The sequence below is a fragment of the Ammoniphilus resinae genome, from assembly GCF_017873965.1.
GTDB classification, from domain to species: Bacteria; Bacillota; Bacilli; order Aneurinibacillales; family RAOX-1; genus Ammoniphilus_A; species Ammoniphilus_A resinae.
Window position 1 is genome coordinate 457,224 of sequence record NZ_JAGGKT010000002.1, and the last position, 15,677, is coordinate 472,900.

A 15,677-nucleotide genomic window follows, 5' to 3' on the forward strand; every position below is an offset into this window, starting at 1 on the left:
AGATCTGATCACGATGCAATAACGGAATTTTTTTCTGCTATCCAATTGTGTAATCGTTTACAAACTCCTTAGTTACTCCTTTAACGGAAATATTTTCCACTATTCTAGCATTTTTTATCAAATGTTCAAGGATAGCGGAAATTTTTTCCGTTAAACTCTTAGCCGAGCGGGGATCGCTATTAGTATTCAACCAGTTTCCCATATATTTCCGGCCTGCGATCTCGGTAAAGAAAACGCTTCTTGCGTGCATTATGAATTTGGTTTAAATCTATTTCGGCAACAAGAACCCCTTCTTCTCTACCAAGAATCCCTTCGACCTCCCCAAATGGGTTAGCCAGAATAGAGTGCCCAGTAAAGTGATGGTGTTCTTCATCCACACGTCCTGTGAGACATGCCCCTAAAATATACAATTGATTTTCATAGGCCCTCACCTGGATTATACTCTTCCATATTTCTGTCAATTGGATAGACGAACCATTGGGCACTAATATAATATCCGCCCCATTCAATCCCAAGGTTCGAGCGACCTCTGGAAAATCTCGATCATAACAGATCATGATTCCAATTTTTCCATATGGAGTCTGGAAAACGGGATAATGATAGCCCTGCCGCATGTAAAACTTTTCCCACCCTGTCATCGACCATGCCACATGCGTCTTCCTGTATAAACCAGTGATATTCCCTTCATCATCTATTAGACAGGATGAATTATAGTAGATTCCTGGACTATCCAATTCAAAAAATGGGACACTAATATAGACCTTGTGCTTTCTTGCCAGCTGACGAAAGCCATCGATTGTAGTTCCCTCTATTGACTCTCCTAACTCAAAATAGGCTGGATCACAATGGGAGGTGTGTGAAAAATAACCGGTATTAAACATTTCCGGTAAGCATATTAATTTTGCTCCCTGGCTAATAGCTTCGTAGACAAGAGACTTTGCTTTCATCCTATTTTGCTCCACCTCGCCAATGATGGAAGCCATCTGTACGGCAGCGACCTTTACTTTCAACCTTCCCACCGTCCTTATGTATATTAGTAGAAAAGCCGTAAGGAATCCATCCTTAACGGCTTTCTATCAATAGTTATTGGCTAGCTAAAACTTGAGTTGGAACAGATACCCCTAGATCCGTACTTACCGTTGTAAGATCTTTAAGTAAGGCAACAGAATATGGAATTCCCTGCTCACGGTTAATCTTTTCCATGCGGGATTCAGGTTCTCCTGGAACAAGGATTTCCTCAAATCCAATTGCTTTTGGTGATTGATGCATGAGATCGATCGCGTCATCAACCCGTTTCTTAAATTCACTCGGATCCATAAAACAGTCGATCCGTACAGCCTGCATCGTATGCCCGGTATTTTGAGCATTGGTAAAATCCTGATAAATATCCTTTATTTCAAGCCCAAATGAGCCGCCAGGTAAAATACCCGAGAGGAGCCCAATAACAAGGGCCATCCCATATCCTTTGTAATCGCCAACTGGACGAAGAGTCCCGCGCAGCGCCTCCTCTGGGTCTGTCGTTGGACTTCCATCAGGCGCAAGGCCCCAGGTTTCAGGAATGGCTTGCTTCTTCTTTGCCGCTACGAGAATTTTCCCCCGCGCGACTACACTATGTGCCATATCCAGCACCAAGGACTCATGACGATCAGCTGGAATGGCTACTGCAACTGGATTATTGCTAAGAAGGCTTTGGGTCCCCCCCCATGGCGCCATAACATTACTACCTGCCGTCGTCGTGATTCCAATCATATCTTCTTCTAATGCCATTCTTGCAAAATGTGCTGCCGCGCCGTAATGATTGCTCCCCCTTACGGAAACATAGCCTGTACCAAATTGTCGAGCCTTTTCAATGGCAAGTTTCATTGCGTGAACGCCAACGACCTGACCCATGCCATTGTTTCCATCCATTAAAGCCGTAGCTCCGAATTCCCTTACCACCTCAGGTTTTGCCAATGGATTTACTCCTTTTAGCAAAAGCCTTTTAATGTAAATTGGAAGTCGAATCAACCCATGTGAATAGATTCCGCGAAGATCTGAAGAGAGCAGATTGTCAGTGGTAATTGTTGCATCCTCTTCACTCATTCCCGTAGCGGTAAAAAGCTCAACCACCCATTTATAAATATCCGGATAAAAAATTCGTATCTCTTCCATGCTACTCACTAGGCATATCCCTCCAACTTAATTAGTTATTTGAAATATTCTTTTCCACTTCCGAAGATGCTGATGCCTGACGGTTTTTAAGGTACTTTCGAAAAGCCAGAATTTGTGGAAGTATCACAACGAGAACAATAAAAATTAAGATCCCAAGCGATACGGGACGTTTTACAAACATCAACAAATCCCCATTGGAAATACTCATTGCCCTGCGGAAATTTTGTTCAAGCAGCGGCGCTAGGACTAAAGCCATCACAGTAGGTGCCAATGGAAAACCATATCGCTGCATTAAGTACCCAATAATCCCAAAAATGAAAAGTAGACTTAAATCAAATACATTATAGTTTATTCCATAGACCCCTAAAACAGAAAAGGCAACTACCCCTATGTACAGTGGAACGGGTGGGATTTTTAATAAAGATGCGAATACCCCGACTAACGGTAAATTCAATAATAACAGCATAACGTTTCCAACATACATGCTGGCAATAATAGCCCATAGCAAGTCGGGATTGGTTTGAAACATCTGAGGACCAGGCTGCAGTCCATACATCATAAAGATAAACAGTAGCAAAGCGGTCGTAGCCGAACCGGGAATACCAAGTGTAAATAAAGGAACGAGCGCTCCACCAACCGCCGCATTGTTTGCCGTTTCGGGACCTGCTACCCCTTCAATGGCCCCTTTCCCAAACCGCTCAGGATTTTTAGATAACCGCTTTTCGGTTACATAGGAAACAAAAGAAGCAAGGGAAGGACCAATTCCAGGCAACACCCCTATTAAAAATCCCATTACAGACCCACGTCCATAGGCACCTGCTGACCTACGCCAGTCATCCCGGGTCATCCAAAGAGAACCCTTAATTTTTTGAATTTGCTCTGTTTTCGCCCCCTTAGGCTTAGCTAAATTGATAAAAGCCTCTGGTAAAGCAAAAAGGGCTATCGCCACAAGAATAAAGTCAATTCCATCGGATATATTTGGGATCCCGAAAGTATACCGCGGGACTCCTGACTGCATATCCAGCCCAACCATGGCAATGGCAAGTCCAAATAATGTCGCAATAATGCCTTTCAAAATTGAACCTGTTGTCAAATTAGAAACCATGGACAATGCCAGTACTATCAAAAGAAAGTATTCTGGTGAACCGACATGGTATGCAACCATAGCCAGCAAGGGGGCAAGAAGCATCAAAGCCAATGTGGAAAATGTTCCTGCCACGAAAGAACCTATTGCCGCCGTAGATAAGGCCGGGCCTGCCCGTCCTTGTTTAGCCATCTCATATCCGTCAAGCGTTGTAACAACTGAAGCTAATTCACCTGGGGTTCGCACCAAAATCGCTGTCGTTGATCCCCCATACATCGAGCCGTAGTAAATCCCTATTAGCATAATCAACCCGCTGATCGGATCCAAACCAAACGAGAGTGGAATGAGAAGGGCTATCGCTGTAATGGGGCCAATCCCTGGAAGCACTCCAGTTAATGTTCCAATGAACACACCTAGAAAGGAGTAGGCCAAGGTTTGAAGGTTTAGAATCTGGCCAAAGCCAGATGATAGATTCGATAATAGATCAGCCAAGCTTCATCACCTCCTAACTAAATGGTCCAGTTGGCAGATAAACAGCCAAAACTTCATTAAATAATAAAAACACAATCAGGGGAAACACAACGGCATAGGTTAAATTACGTTTCCAATGTTTCTTGTCCAAATACATGGATAAGCAAAAGATAAATAGAGCCGTAGAAAGAACGTACCCGAGTGGAGAAAACAGAACAAAATAGGCAAGAAGCATGACCAAAATTACACCTAGCCTAACTATATCCTGTGGTGCTTCCTCCTCTTCTTCCTCAGCCTCTCTTAAGATGTTCTTTTTTTCTTCGAGAGGCTTTTGTCTTGCTTCAATAATCCCCTTAATCATTAGAGCAGCTGAAGCCAACGCCAGTAAAATCCCTATAGTTATTGGAAATACCTTGGGTCCGATCACAGCCTGTTTAAAAGAGGAGGGAGGGATCTGTGTCCCAAAGTAAATAAAAAGTAAGGAAAAGACCAAAAAAAGTCCACCAGAAACGCTATTACGGTTCAAGGTACAACTCCTTTCTTGAGACAAACTTTTTAGCCAGCCCTCCCTTTTGAAGGGAGGGGGCTTTGGTGAAACTAGGTTGAAAATTATTGCTGAATTTGTTTTGTTTTAATTAAGCCTTGTTTAATCTCTTCTTGTGTCTTTTCAAGGTACTTGGCAAACTCTTCGCCCTTCATGAAGGTAATTTCCCACTGATTCTTCTCAGCAATTTCCTTCCAGGTTGGAGTTGTCATTGCTTTTTCAATTGTATCCTGCCAGAACTTTACAGCTTCCTCAGGCATATCTGGAGGACCCATAACACCGCGCCAGTTCCCAAGGGATACATCATATCCTGCTTCGATGGCAGTCGGTACATCTTTCACCGGACCGGCTAATCTGTTTTCACTCATGACAACCAGTCCACGGAAAGTACCGGATTCCAGCAAACCGCGGAATTCACTCACACCAGATATTGCCGCTTTAATATCTCCGTTTAAGACGGCATTGGAGATCTCGCCACCGCCTTCATAAGCCACAAAGTTGATTTGACTTGGGTCTCCACCAGCTTTATCAACCAAAAGGGCAAACGGTAGACGGTCATCCCCAGAAGCTCCAATTGGAACAGAAGCAGGATCTTTCACTACAGCATCCAACAAATCTTTTATGGTTTGATATTCAGAATCCTTACCAACGGCAACCATGAAATATTCGGTCATTAACCGAGAAATCATCGTTACATCTTTGAAGCTATATTCTGAATCCCCCCGTAAATAGTTTGACATGATTGGTAGTGAGGTTACACTGATCTTAAATGCATCCCCTTTACTTTGTGTCACTAATTGTGCAAGAGAAACAGCACCTGTTGCTCCATTTTCATTGACTACAGGAATCGGGAAATCGACCAACTTTTCCTTTTCAAATGTTTCTGCCAAGGATCTCGCTGTTAAATCCCATCCACTTCCCGGTGTACTAGGAGCGACGATGGTCACGGGTTTCTTTTTCGAATAAATTCCTTCCTCTTTTTTCTCTTCCTTTTTAGGCTCTTCAGTTTTCGCTGGTGCTTCTGGTGCCTTCGTTTCCGGTGCAGGTGCGCTACTTGGCGCGCTGGAACTGCCGCCACATGCTGTCATTGCGAGCATCAGTACAAACACCAATGGATAAAGCAGAAATTTCCTCATAGACAACTTCCTCACGACAAAATCCCCCTTTTTGGTTACCTTTATTGAACTTTCTTTACTTGTTTTGATGGTGCAGGATATAAACGGCTTGATGGACCTGCTTTATAGACAGCGCTTTCTAAAGAATGGTTCACAATCCGTTCTACCTCAGGTGTCACGGCCATTAAGGCATCAAAATCCACACCCGTTTTGATTCCCATTAAATGAAGCATATGTACCAGGTCCTCCGTTGCCACATTCCCTGTTGCATCCGGGGCATATAAACAACCGCCAAGCCCCCCAATCGCCGCATCAAAAGAACGGACACCGGCCTGCATTCCGGCCAGAATGTTAGCCAACGCCATCCCGCGCGTATTATGGACATGAAGATTAAACTTCACATCTGGAAAGCGAGATTTAAGTTTAGACATTGTTTCATAAACCAAACGCGGAGCTGCTACGCCAACCGTATCAGCCACACTAATCGTGCGAATTCCCATTGAATAGTACGCCTCAGCTACATAGAGCACCCGCTCAAATGGGACATTCCCTTCGAACGGACAACCAAGCGCTGTTGCCATTCCACCTCGTACGTTGACCCCATGCTGCTTCGCCAATTGAACAACCGGCTCATGCCCCTGCAAAGTTTCGTCTACACTGTGATTGGCATTCGAACGGCTGTGAGATTCGGTAACGGATTGCATAAGCTCCCATTCATCTGCTTTCATTTCAACGGCCCTCTCCGCTCCGCGCAAGTTCGGTACCAAAACACTGTAAGACACTCCCGGCTGACGATCAATACGGGCCATCACCTCTTCTGCATCACGAAGCTGTGGAACAGCCTTCGGATGTACTGCGGAGGTCACTTGAATCGCTTTAATGCCGGTTTGTGATAGCTTATTAATCAGCTCCACCTTGATGTCTGTCGGAATAAACTCCGTTTCCATTTGAAATCCGTCCCGTGTTCCAACCTCTTTCACTTCCACCTCATCTACCAATTGATCCCATAGTCCCATTAAATAATCCCCTCCTTCTCCAACTGCTCTATTTCTGCACTAGTAAGTCCCAAATTTTGATACACTTCGTGATTATGCTCACCAAGGATGGGACCCGCTCTTCGGACTGAACCTGGGGTTTTGGTAAATTTAGGAGCGACACCTGGCACCTTGACCTTTCCTAATGTAGGATGATCCACTTCAACAATCGCATCACGAGCAACATACTGAGGATCTTGGAAGATATCCTCCATGCTGTAGATCTGTGACACAGGGACCCCATTTTCATCACAAAGATGTTGAATGGATTTCGCTGTGTGTTCACTGAACCATTTCGCGACGATTGAATTAACCTCCTCACGACGGGCAACACGTGCTTGATTCGTTGCAAAATTTGGATCTGTTTTCATTTCTGGCCGGCCAATCACTTCTGCTAACCGATGGAATGTCCGGTCCGTACTGGTCGTCAGGGCAAGCCACTTCCCATCGGATGTTTGAAAAGTTCCTACCGGTGCAGAATTGCTAAATTCATTTCCGGCACGTTCCTTAATAATTCCTAACCGGTCGTAAGCGGTTACGTTAGCTTCCAGAATCCTGAACATCGATTCAAATAAAGAGGCATCCACCTCCTGCGCTTCCCCGCCTTTTGCATCACGGTGGTAAATAGCAGCCAACGTTCCTAATGCGGCAAAAAGTCCAGTGACATAATCAGCTAGTGGCATAGGTGGTGACAGCGGCGGTCTGTCAGGAAAACCATTCATATAGGTATAGCCGCTAAATGCCGTTGCCGAAGTGCCAAAACCAGCTCTCGAACTGTATGGACCGGTTTTCCCATAGCCACTTACACTAGTAATGATGAGGTTGGGATTCGCTTCCCTCATCCGTTCGATGCTAATTCCCCATTTTTCAAGTGTCCCAGGCCGAAAATTTTCTAGTAAAACATCATAATCTTTTAATAGCTTTAAAAATAAGTCTTGTCCTTTTTCTTTTCGCAAATCTAGCGTAATGGATCGTTTATTACGGGCCAATGCAACCCATGCCATGGATTCGGACGCTTCTGTCGGCTGCATGCCTCGTAAAGCATCGCCAATCCCTGGGAGTTCCACCTTGAGCACCTCCGCGCCATAGTCCCCAAGAAGGGAAGCAGCAAATGGCGCAGCAAAGACCGTAGCAATATCCAATACACGCACCCCAGCGAGAGGGCCCTGTTGTTTCTTGGACATACGTCCACACATCCCCCTTTCGTTTTATTCTAATTTATTACTATAATTATAATATAATACAAATTATAAATTTTTGGAATTTTTATTTGAAACTTTTTGCGTTTAAAGTTAATTAGTTAGTCTTTAAAATACTCTACATGAAAAATTATCCTCTGAACCATTTCATCTATGGTTCCCAACCTCTTTCTAGTCCTTTAACTAAGGCAAGTAAAGCCTCATTGCGAGGTACGGGAACACCTACTTCCCTCCCAGCACGAACCACAGCCCCATTAATAAAGTCGATTTCAGTCCGTCGTTTTGCTTCTGCATCCTGGAGCATAGAGGGCTTGCTTTGACCACCGTTCTTTAATAACGTATCAATTCGATTTAATCTCTCATCTAGCTCTATCGAATATCCCTTGGCTTGGGCTACTCTCACGGCTTCTTCTGCCACCTGATGCAAGAATTCCTTCTGATAAATTAGCTTGCCCGTTGTTAATCTGGTAAGTGCCGCAATCGGCAGAACAGCCGCATTTAAGATGAGCTTTTTCCAAATCTCAGTTTTAATCCCGGCTGTTACCTCTGTTTGGAGTCCCGCACGATTTAATAGTACCCCTATTTTATCAGCACGCTCCATTTCTCCTTCGTCCGAATAGGGTCCAATATATGTCTGACCTATAACTGTATGAGTTAAATGACCTAACTCAACGGTCTTTACGCTGTCATAACTTAACCCGACAACAATTTGTTCCGGATGAAAGATCTCCGCCAATCGTTCTCCATTCCCCCATCCGTTCTGTAAGGTAACCACCGTCGTGCTTCGTGTGACCAATTGCTGAATCAACTTGGCAGCTTCAAGTGTATCTTGGCCTTTCACATAGATGAAGACGGTATCCACTTCTCCAAGCTGATCTGGGATGCTTGTAGCCGGCACATAAACTTTTTCAATTTCTCCTTTCCTTTCTAGTAATAACCCCTCGTTATTAATTTGGGTTACAAGTGGTTCAGACGTATCAATAAGTTGAACTTCTTCTCCCGTTTTAGCTAACCGTACGGCTAGCATTCCTCCCATTGCACCTGCTCCAACTATTAGAATCATTTTTACCTCCGTAGTTATTCTATTTATGCTTCGATTATTTTTCGATTAACCAACAGTTTCATTTCCGCCACTGTCACAATTTCACTTGTCTGTTTTTTGACTTCTTGAATCACGGTGACAATCCCGCCACGAGAATTCCGTTCAAGCAGATCGATAACCCGTAACTCAACTTGGATCGTATCTCCTATAAAAGTTGGATTGGTAAAACGGACCCTTTCCATACCATAAAAAGCTGCAATAATATCCGGTTCAAATTGAATTAAACCGGTTGCAACGGAAAGAACAAGCATTCCATGGGCTATTCTCTGCTGGAATGGTGTATTAGCCGCATACTCTTTATTTGTATGAAGTGGGTACCAGTCTCCGCTAAATGCAGAAAACAAAACAAGATCCGTTTCCGTTATGGTCCGTCCCCTTGAGGTCCATATTTCACCGATCTCGTATTGGTCAAAGTATCTATTAAACATGAATTCTACCCTCCCGATTTGAAGGTTAACCCCTTCTTATTGAGCTGTATACCCGCCATCAATAACAACTGCTTGCCCGGTAATTCCTTTTGCCTTGTCGCTTGCAAGATAAGCCGCATAATCCGCAATTTCTTGAGTAGAGAGTAGTCTTTTTTGCGGAACGAGAGGATAAATGACTTCTTCCAATACTTTCTCCAATGGAACTTTTCTTGTTTCGGCCAAATCTTTCAATTGATTAGATACTAGAGGAGTAGAAACATAACCGGGGCAAAGGGCATTCACCGTGATTCCATAGGTTGCACCTTCCAGTGCCGCCACCTTCGTTAACCCAATGACACCATGTTTGGCGCTATTATAGGCAGCTTTCCCAGCAAAACCTACCAAACCATTAATTGAAGCCATATTAATTATTCTTCCAAATCCTTGTTCCTTCATGATAGGAAAGACTCTCTTCATTGCCATAAATGGAGCCGTTAACATAACCTTCAACAACCACTCGAACTTCTCTGTGGGAAAATCGGAGAGAGGAGCTACAAATTGCAGCCCCGCATTATTGACAAGAATATCCACTCTACCAAATTCTTTCATCGTTGAATCTATGGTTTTGTGAATCTGTTCTTCATCCGTAACATCACAAGTCAACCCTAGACTTATAAAGCCTTCGCATCGAAGTTGTTCTGCTGCTTTTCCAAGTTCAAGCTGATTTAAATCACAAAGAACGACCTTTGCCCCTTCCTGAGCAAAGGTACGGGCGATGTCCAAACCGATTCCACTAGCGGCCCCGGTGATTAGCGCAACTTTATTTTCCAATAGTTTTGCCATTTATTTCCCTCCAAGAAATTGTGCCTATTCTTGCCGGATTTGTTTTTCACCTTCTGCCACTCTACCGATTTCACGAATCATATCGACTGCATTCGCATTTTCTAGAGAGGACAAGTCCCCCGTTTCTTTATTCAAGAAAGCTGCACGGATGGCCCGGCGCATCACTTTTGCATTTCTCGTTTTGGGCAGATCGGGAACAAAATAAACCTCCTTCGGCCGCAACGCCTTTCCTAGACTGACCGCAACTATATTCAGAAGTTCCTTTTTTAATTGAGGGGTAGGAGTCTTGTCTGGTTTTAATACGACAAAACAAACAGCAGCTTCACCTTTTAAGTCATCCGGAACTCCAATCGCCCCAGCTTCCAAAACAGCATTATGATTTACCAAGGCCGACTCGATTTCAGCTGGTCCAACTCTTTTTCCAGCCACATTCAGCGTATCATCAGAACGCCCTGTAATCGTCCAGAATCCCTCATCATCCAAGATCACCCAATCTCCATGCACCCAGGTATCCGGCCATCGGTTCCAATAGGCCTCTTTGTAACGCTCCGGATCTTCCCAAAAACCATTTGTCATGCCCACCCATGGCTGTTTGATAACCAACTCTCCCACCTGGTTAATTACATGCTTCCCTGATTCGTCATAAACAGAAACAGCCATCCCAGGCAATGGCGAGTTAAACGTTGTTGGGGCAATCGGCTTCAATAAGACATTCCCAAGAATTCCTCCTGATATTTCCGTCCCTCCCGAATAATTGAAAATCGGCACCCTCTTATTTCCAATCTTTTCAAATAACCATTTCCAAGGCTCTGGATTCCAAGGTTCTCCTGTTGACCCAATGACCTGAAGACAGCTTATGTCATGCTTTTGCACCCATGACACATCATATTTCATTAGCGAGCGAATCAAGGTAGGGGATATACCCAAATGACTTACCCCATGTTCAGCTATCAGCTTCCAAAGGCGATCGGGCTCTGGATACTCTGGCGTTCCTTCATACAACATAGCGGTGGCTCCATTGACCAAGGCACCAAAAACCAAAAACGGCCCCATCATCCATCCCATATCCGTAACCCAGAACAAAGTATCTCCCTGTTTAACATTCATGCCCATTCCTGCATCAAACGCAGCTTTCAAAGGAAAACCAGCATGTGTATGGACGGTACCTTTGGGTTTTCCAGTCGTACCTGAGGTGTAGAGCAGCATCAAAGGATCCTCAGAAGACATAACTTCCGTATAGTCAATAGGCTCAGAACTTTCAAGTTCCTCCCATTTGACGTCCCTTTCTGCTTGCCAAGAAATCTCTAATCCCAAACGACGAACGACGATCATCTTTTCTACGGAAGGGGCTAGCGCAGCAGCACGATCGGCCTCTTCCTTCATCTTTACAACTTTTCCTCGGCGTAAAAATCCATCGGCCGTGACAAGAACCTTTGCCGACGAGGCATTTAATCGGGTCGCAACAGCTTCTGCCCCATATCCGGAAAAGGCGGGACTAAATACTGCTCCGATTTTTGCAGCAGCTAACATGATGACAACGGTTTCAGGAATCATCGGCATGTAAATAGAGATACAATCCCCTTTTTTTATTCCTTCCTGCTTTAACCCTTGGGCAACACAAGCTACCCAATCACTTAATTGTTTAAAGGTATATTTTTTGACACTTCCGTCATCCCCCTCCCAAACGAGGGCACATTGCTCGGACGTACCAGGATCGTGAGACCATTTATCCAAGGCATTATGTACAACATTGATCTTTCCGTCCGTGAACCATTTGGGCCACTCCATTCCTCGGGATAAATCGAGCGTCGCTGTGTAAGGTTGAAACCATTCAATGCCCAGTTCTTTAACTGCTTTATCCCAAAACCAGGCGATATCATGAACAGATGCTTCGAAAAAACGATCATAATCATCATAACCAAGCTTTTGCATCCACTGATAAAGTCGAGTGGATTCTATCAATTCCTTGCTTGGGAACCAGACTGCCTTTGTTTGCATGAATACTCCTCCATAACCATTGCCATTTTTTAGACCGGATAGACCGGGTGTTTTCGTTCTGAGAATACAAGTTTTTTAGAATGATACGCCTCAAATCGCTTGACGAGTTCTTCACGCATGGAGTTTGGAGATATAATGCCATCAACCACCATTTCCGAAGCTAGACGATAGATGTCAATATCTTGCCGATATTCCTCCCTTTTTTCCTCGATAAAAGGTTTCCGCTCATCTTCAGGTAGTTCTGCGATTTTATTCGCATACACTGCATTGACTGCTGCTTCCGGTCCCATTACAGCAATCTGGGCTGTTGGCAGAGCTAAACAACAATCCGGTTCAAAAGCAGGACCGGCCATTGCATACAAACCTGCACCATATGCTTTACGAACGATGACAGAAATTTTCGGAACCGTAGCCTCGGCCATCGCCGAAATCATTTTCGCACCATGACGAATGATACCGGCTCGTTCTACTTTTGTGCCAATCATAAATCCTGGTACATCGACGAGGAACAAGAGAGGTATATTAAATGCGTCACAGAGTGTGATAAACTTTGCCGCTTTATCTGCCGTATCATGAAACAATACCCCCCCTTTTACCCGTGGCTGATTGGCAATAATCCCCACTGCCTTTCCATTCATACGAGCCAAACCGGTGATGAGTTCGCCGGCGAATAGTTTCTTCATTTCAAAAAAAGAACCTTCGTCTATAATTCTCTCAATTAGCTCGTACATATTAAAAGGTGCGTTTTGATTGGTCGGGATAATCTCTTCTACCGTCTTGTCGAACTTCTTCGAGTCCAGTGCTTGGCGAACAGGAGGCTGTTCGGAAAAGTTTGCTGGAAAATAAGAAAGATAGTCTCTTGCACAGGATATCGCCTCTTCTTCACTTTTTACCAGAACATCTCCGCAACCCGATATTGAGCAATGCATTTTAGCTCCACCCATTTCTTCTAGAGACACCTTCTCACCAATAACCATCTCCGCCATCCGTGGTGAACCGAGATACATGGATGCATTGCCATCAACCATGATCACAATGTCACAGAATGCTGGTATATAAGCACCTCCCGCCGCGGATGGTCCAAATAACAGGCAAATCTGTGGAATTTTACCAGACAGCTTCACCTGATTATAAAAGATCCGTCCAGCCCCGCGTCTACCGGGAAACATTTCAATCTGATCAGTTATACGAGCCCCCGCTGAATCTACCAAATAGATCAATGGAACTCTCATCTTCTCGGCAGTTTCCTGGATCCTTAGAATCTTCTCTACCGTTCGAGAACCCCAAGAACCCGCTTTTACTGTGGAGTCATTGGCCATGACACAAACAGTTTGACCATTTATTTTACCGATGGCCGTAACTACGCCATCAGTAGGAAGACCTCCATCCAAGCAATTGGCGAACAGAGCATCTTCTAATTCAAAACCAGGGTCAAACAAGAGGTTTAGTCGGTCACGGACAAATAATTTATTCTTCTTGGCATTGCTTTCATGATATTTCTGTGGTCCACCTTGCTTTATACGATTTACTCGATCCTGCAGCGTTGACTCTACTGTTTTGAATTTATCGCTCATTCCATACTCCTCCGGGTTTTTTGGCTATAAATTCTATCCACTTGCCTGGAAAGGGCCTATTTAAGGTTATTCCAGGATGATAAGGACATCTCCTTCATTAACAAAATCCCCTTCATTCGTCTTGATTTCCTTGACACGGCCAGCAACCTCCGCGGCAATGGGAATTTCCATCTTCATCGACTCCAAAATCACTACATCCTGCTCTTCTTCAACTTGATCCCCCGGCTTAACTAGTACTTTCCAAACGTTTCCAGCCATATTGGCTACGATCTGACCCATTTGTCTCCCTCCCTTATTTAGATCCCTTCCACTTCTGCTGCCTATTACAATGAGTTCCTTATTCCTGTTTTACCTCTTATAGATACTTCGTTATGAAATCAGTGGTTGTATCTCCAGCGCGAAAAGCCTCACTTTTCGCAATCTCACGTAGTAGCGGAATATTGGTCTTAATTCCCTCTACCTGGTAATCATGTAACGCCTGTTTGAGTCGTTCGATTGCTTCCCCCCGGTTTTCCCCTTTGACCACCAGCTTCGCGATCATCGGGTCATAAAATGGTGTTACCACCGATTCTTCACGCACGGCTACTTCGTTGCGAACTCCCAGTCCTTGAGGGGTTACCCATTTGGTGATCTTTCCAGGGGAAGGAAAAAAGGTTCTTGGATCTTCTGCATAGATCCTTACCTCAATCGCGTGACCCTCAAACTTTATATCCTTTTGACTAAGCCGTAACGATTCCCCCGAGGCAATCCGAAATTGCCATTCGACTAAATCTAATCCGGTAATTTCCTCCGTAACCGGATGCTCAACCTGCAGTCGAGTGTTCATTTCTAAAAAGTAAAATTGCTTGTTTTCATCGACTAGAAATTCAACTGTCCCCGCATTGCTATATCCAATCGTTTGGGCTGCCTTTACAGCGGTTTCACCCATTTTCTGACGTGTCACAGGATCTAAAAACGTAGACGGCGCTTCTTCTAGAACCTTTTGATGGCGGCGTTGAATCGAACATTCTCGTTCCCCAAGATAAACCGTATTGCCCTGGTTATCCGCAAAAATCTGAATTTCAATATGCCTGGGATTCACTATGAATTTCTCAAGATACATAGCCCCATCACCAAAAAAATCATTTGCCCGTTTTTGGTTGCCTGCGAAAGCCTTACGGATCTCTTCATCACTTCGAACGATTTGCATCCCAATTCCTCCACCGCCAGCAGAAGCTTTCAGCATGACTGGATAACCGATTGCATGGGCTGCCTGAACGGCTTCTTCCACATCCAAAAGCGGGTGGAAAATACCTGGGACAACAGGAACACCTGCCACCTCCATGGCACGCCGTGCTTCGATCTTACTTCCCATTTTGGCGATGACATCTGGGGATGGGCCAATAAAGACAATTCCTGACTCCACACATCTGCGTGCAAATATCGCATTTTCTGATAAAAGTCCGTATCCAGGATGAATCGCTTCGACACCGGTCGCTTTGGCAATCTCAAGAATCTTATCCAATTTTAGATAGCTTTCTGCTACGCGCGGCCCTCCCACCAGGTACGCCTCTTCCGCCATCTTGACATGTGGCGCTTCCATATCTGCTTCCGAGTAGATGGCGACGGTTTTAATTCCCATCAACTGGCAAGTCCTTATAATCCGAGCTGCGATTTCCCCCCGGTTTGCTATCAAGATTTTTTGGAACATGGACATTCCTCCTGCCGCTGTCGTTTGCGAACTACGTCATGTTGCCTCCGTTCGGCAAACAATATAGTTGTCTTTTTAGGCATACCGACCAATTCCTCTAACCCTTCCACAATTTTGACACCAAACCGATCTTCAAAGCGCTTCCAGAATTCCTTTGGCGTTGCCGCACAAGCTGTTATTTTCGCCGGATACTCTCGATCATCTACACGATGGGAGAAATCATCAGGTTAGGACTATGTAGGTCATTGGTCTTCAATATTTTTCTTGATTCAGGACGGCAATCTCTCCGCATTAAAAATTGAGCCAAATGGATCTGCTCCAGATGAATTCCCCTTTCCTTGAATGTAGCACCACTCCTAGCTGTCATTGATTTACCCATAATTTTTACACTACAGTTAAAGTTCCCACTATTTATTTTAATTAGATTATAACAAAAATATTTATAAAGCTAAAAATATTTTAGGA

The 15,677-nt window shown here is 44.4% G+C and carries 14 protein-coding genes; all 14 read right to left on the minus strand.

Annotated features, from left to right (window positions below):
* Nucleotides 1-179 precede the first annotated feature (179 nt).
* The 14 genes from J2Z37_RS06320 to J2Z37_RS06385 all read right to left on the minus strand — a co-directional run bounded on the left by J2Z37_RS06320 (nt 180) and on the right by J2Z37_RS06385 (nt 15,212).
* Entirely contained in the window at nt 180-1,010 is an 831-nt protein-coding gene (locus tag J2Z37_RS06320) for a carbon-nitrogen hydrolase family protein (RefSeq protein WP_209809368.1), read from the minus strand.
* Between the two features lie 73 nt (nt 1,011-1,083).
* The gene (locus J2Z37_RS06325) at nt 1,084-2,151 is read right to left on the minus strand and encodes an Ldh family oxidoreductase (RefSeq protein WP_245203633.1); all 1,068 of its coding nucleotides are present in this window, start codon (nt 2,149-2,151) and stop codon (nt 1,084-1,086) included.
* Between the two features lie 31 nt (nt 2,152-2,182).
* Nucleotides 2,183-3,727 carry a tripartite tricarboxylate transporter permease gene (locus J2Z37_RS06330; RefSeq protein WP_245203600.1) on the minus strand — a complete coding sequence of 515 codons (1,545 nt, stop codon included), beginning with the start codon at nt 3,725-3,727 and terminating at the stop codon, nt 2,183-2,185.
* A 13-nt stretch (nt 3,728-3,740) separates the two neighbouring features.
* Nucleotides 3,741-4,232: a tripartite tricarboxylate transporter TctB family protein gene (locus J2Z37_RS06335; protein ID WP_209809370.1), complete on the minus strand. Its 492-nt coding sequence runs from the start codon at nt 4,230-4,232 to the stop codon at nt 3,741-3,743.
* A gap of 83 nt (nt 4,233-4,315) precedes the next feature.
* Nucleotides 4,316-5,401, minus strand: coding sequence for a tripartite tricarboxylate transporter substrate binding protein (locus tag J2Z37_RS06340; RefSeq protein ID WP_209809371.1), 1,086 nt, complete (start codon nt 5,399-5,401; stop codon nt 4,316-4,318).
* Nucleotides 5,402-5,427: 26 nt separating this feature from the next.
* On the minus strand, nt 5,428-6,381 hold the full coding sequence (locus J2Z37_RS06345) for a hydroxymethylglutaryl-CoA lyase (protein WP_209809372.1): 954 nt from the start codon (nt 6,379-6,381) through the stop codon (nt 5,428-5,430).
* A complete protein-coding gene (locus J2Z37_RS06350) occupies nt 6,381-7,583 on the minus strand; it encodes a CaiB/BaiF CoA transferase family protein (protein ID WP_209809373.1) in 1,203 nt (400 codons plus the stop codon). The genes J2Z37_RS06345 and J2Z37_RS06350 overlap by 1 nt, the downstream gene beginning before the upstream one ends.
* Before the next feature lie 166 nt (nt 7,584-7,749).
* The gene (locus J2Z37_RS06355; protein WP_209809374.1) at nt 7,750-8,661 is read right to left on the minus strand and encodes a ketopantoate reductase family protein; all 912 of its coding nucleotides are present in this window, start codon (nt 8,659-8,661) and stop codon (nt 7,750-7,752) included.
* 23 nt (nt 8,662-8,684) lie between these two features.
* Nucleotides 8,685-9,128 carry a MaoC/PaaZ C-terminal domain-containing protein gene (locus tag J2Z37_RS06360; RefSeq protein ID WP_209809375.1) on the minus strand — a complete coding sequence of 148 codons (444 nt, stop codon included), beginning with the start codon at nt 9,126-9,128 and terminating at the stop codon, nt 8,685-8,687.
* Nucleotides 9,129-9,164: 36 nt separating this feature from the next.
* Nucleotides 9,165-9,950: a 3-hydroxybutyrate dehydrogenase gene (locus tag J2Z37_RS06365; RefSeq protein ID WP_209809376.1), complete on the minus strand. Its 786-nt coding sequence runs from the start codon at nt 9,948-9,950 to the stop codon at nt 9,165-9,167.
* Nucleotides 9,951-9,974: 24 nt separating this feature from the next.
* Complete coding sequence (locus J2Z37_RS06370) at nt 9,975-11,948, minus strand: AMP-binding protein (protein ID WP_209809377.1); 1,974 nt, start codon at nt 11,946-11,948, stop codon at nt 9,975-9,977.
* A gap of 29 nt (nt 11,949-11,977) precedes the next feature.
* Nucleotides 11,978-13,522, minus strand: coding sequence for an acyl-CoA carboxylase subunit beta (locus J2Z37_RS06375; protein WP_209809378.1), 1,545 nt, complete (start codon nt 13,520-13,522; stop codon nt 11,978-11,980).
* A gap of 66 nt (nt 13,523-13,588) precedes the next feature.
* Nucleotides 13,589-13,801, minus strand: a complete 213-nt coding sequence (locus tag J2Z37_RS06380) for an acetyl-CoA carboxylase biotin carboxyl carrier protein subunit (protein WP_209809379.1) — start codon at nt 13,799-13,801, stop codon at nt 13,589-13,591.
* A 76-nt stretch (nt 13,802-13,877) separates the two neighbouring features.
* On the minus strand, nt 13,878-15,212 hold the full coding sequence (locus tag J2Z37_RS06385) for an acetyl-CoA carboxylase biotin carboxylase subunit (protein WP_209809380.1): 1,335 nt from the start codon (nt 15,210-15,212) through the stop codon (nt 13,878-13,880).
* Nucleotides 15,213-15,677: the final 465 nt, after the last annotated feature.

What these genes read in the sequence shown, in the direction of transcription:
- J2Z37_RS06345 (WP_209809372.1), bottom strand. Translation starts at nt 6,381, where the DNA reads ATGGGACTATGGGATCAATTGGTAGATGAGGTGGAAGTGAAAGAGGTT.
- J2Z37_RS06380 (WP_209809379.1), bottom strand. Translation starts at nt 13,801, where the DNA reads ATGGGTCAGATCGTAGCCAATATGGCTGGAAACGTTTGGAAAGTACTA.
- J2Z37_RS06360 (WP_209809375.1), bottom strand. Translation starts at nt 9,128, where the DNA reads ATGTTTAATAGATACTTTGACCAATACGAGATCGGTGAAATATGGACC.
- J2Z37_RS06370 (WP_209809377.1), bottom strand. Translation starts at nt 11,948, where the DNA reads ATGCAAACAAAGGCAGTCTGGTTCCCAAGCAAGGAATTGATAGAATCC.
- J2Z37_RS06325 (WP_245203633.1), bottom strand. Translation starts at nt 2,151, where the DNA reads ATGGAAGAGATACGAATTTTTTATCCGGATATTTATAAATGGGTGGTT.
- J2Z37_RS06355 (WP_209809374.1), bottom strand. Translation starts at nt 8,661, where the DNA reads ATGATTCTAATAGTTGGAGCAGGTGCAATGGGAGGAATGCTAGCCGTA.
- J2Z37_RS06365 (WP_209809376.1), bottom strand. Translation starts at nt 9,950, where the DNA reads ATGGCAAAACTATTGGAAAATAAAGTTGCGCTAATCACCGGGGCCGCT.
- J2Z37_RS06350 (WP_209809373.1), bottom strand. Translation starts at nt 7,583, where the DNA reads ATGTCCAAGAAACAACAGGGCCCTCTCGCTGGGGTGCGTGTATTGGAT.
- J2Z37_RS06375 (WP_209809378.1), bottom strand. Translation starts at nt 13,522, where the DNA reads ATGAGCGATAAATTCAAAACAGTAGAGTCAACGCTGCAGGATCGAGTA.
- J2Z37_RS06385 (WP_209809380.1), bottom strand. Translation starts at nt 15,212, where the DNA reads ATGTTCCAAAAAATCTTGATAGCAAACCGGGGGGAAATCGCAGCTCGG.